Source organism: Propioniciclava sp., from assembly GCF_029977985.1.
Lineage (GTDB): Bacteria > Actinomycetota > Actinomycetes > Propionibacteriales > Propionibacteriaceae > Propioniciclava.
On sequence record NZ_JARKOT010000058.1, the window covers coordinates 1 to 1,047 of the forward strand.

Annotated in this window: 2 protein-coding genes; both read left to right on the plus strand. The window is 71.7% G+C overall.

What is annotated here, in order from left to right; all coding sequences use genetic code 11:
• The first annotated feature begins 120 nt into the window (after positions 1 to 120).
• Positions 121 to 405: a hypothetical protein gene (locus Q1K57_RS03560; RefSeq protein WP_077348554.1), complete on the plus strand. Its 285-nt coding sequence runs from the start codon at positions 121 to 123 to the stop codon at positions 403 to 405.
• 32 nt (positions 406 to 437) lie between these two features.
• Positions 438 to 1,047: hypothetical protein (locus tag Q1K57_RS03565; RefSeq protein ID WP_300079039.1), on the plus strand; the 610-nt coding region annotated here is incomplete at its 3' end.

Here is a 1,047-nt window from a genome sequence, read left to right on the forward strand (position 1 = left end):
CCTCGCCGACTTCCCGCTCGACCCACGCCTGCAGGTCACCGGCCTGACCCCCGACCCGTTACCCGCCCCGCTCCTCAAGGCGGCCCAGAACGTCCTCGCCCTCCTCCGAAAGGAACCGACATGAACCCGCTGATCGTCCCGCTGAAGATCTGCCCGGTGGCGCCCACGGGCGTCGCCGCCTACACAGACCAGATCTCGGGCATGGTCCTGTGGTCCGTGCTGTGGCTGTTCGGCATCGCGGCCCTGGTGTCCGTCGGGGCGATCCTCGTCGGACGAGCCACGCACTCCCCACACCTCTCGAAGGGCGGCATCATCGGCCTCGCCGGCGTCCTGGTGCTCGCCGTGGTGCTGATGGGTGGCTACGGGATGCTCAACGGCATCCTCGGCGACGGCTGCGTCGGCTGATGTTCCGCCGCCGCCCACCCAGCCCGGCGGACATGGCCGAGGTCGTCCCGCTCTCACGCAGTCAGCTGCTGGGCGTCCTCGCGGGGCTGCTCCTGGTGGGCGGCGTCCTGCTGTACGGGCTGGGCTACACCCTGGTCTCCAGCTTCTCGGCGGGAACCGCGCCCGACGGCGTCCCAAGCAGCGCTCACCCGAACGCCGACCCTGCCCAGAGGCGCGACCTCAGTGCTGCAGCGCCGATGGCGACGGCGGCCCAGGACGCCGGCCTCACGCCGGGGGTGGCGATTTCCCTGCCTCCCGCGATCAGGCTGCCCGCCGCCACGACCGTCGGCGACAGCGGTGTGTCGTCCGGCTTCCCGCACACACCCGAGGGCGCGGCGGCCCAGCTGGCGGCCATCGAGGTTCGCCTCTTGTCGGCGATGTCGCTGCCGCTGGCCACGGAGATCCACCGCGACTGGGCGATGCCCGGCGGAGTCGGCGCCGCGGACTGGTCCCAGACCCGCAACGTGCAGTCGTTCCTGACCCACGCCCAGCAGTCGTCCAACGAGTTGGACCCCGGAACCCTGGTCAGCGTCACCCCCGCGGCCATCCAGATCAAGGGGACCGACGGCCCTGACTGGGTGGTCGCGTGCGTGCTGCTCGACG

Coding starts and splice junctions, on each gene's coding strand:
- Q1K57_RS03560 (WP_077348554.1), top strand. CDS start 121: ATGAACCCGCTGATCGTCCCGCTGAAGATCTGCCCGGTGGCGCCCACG.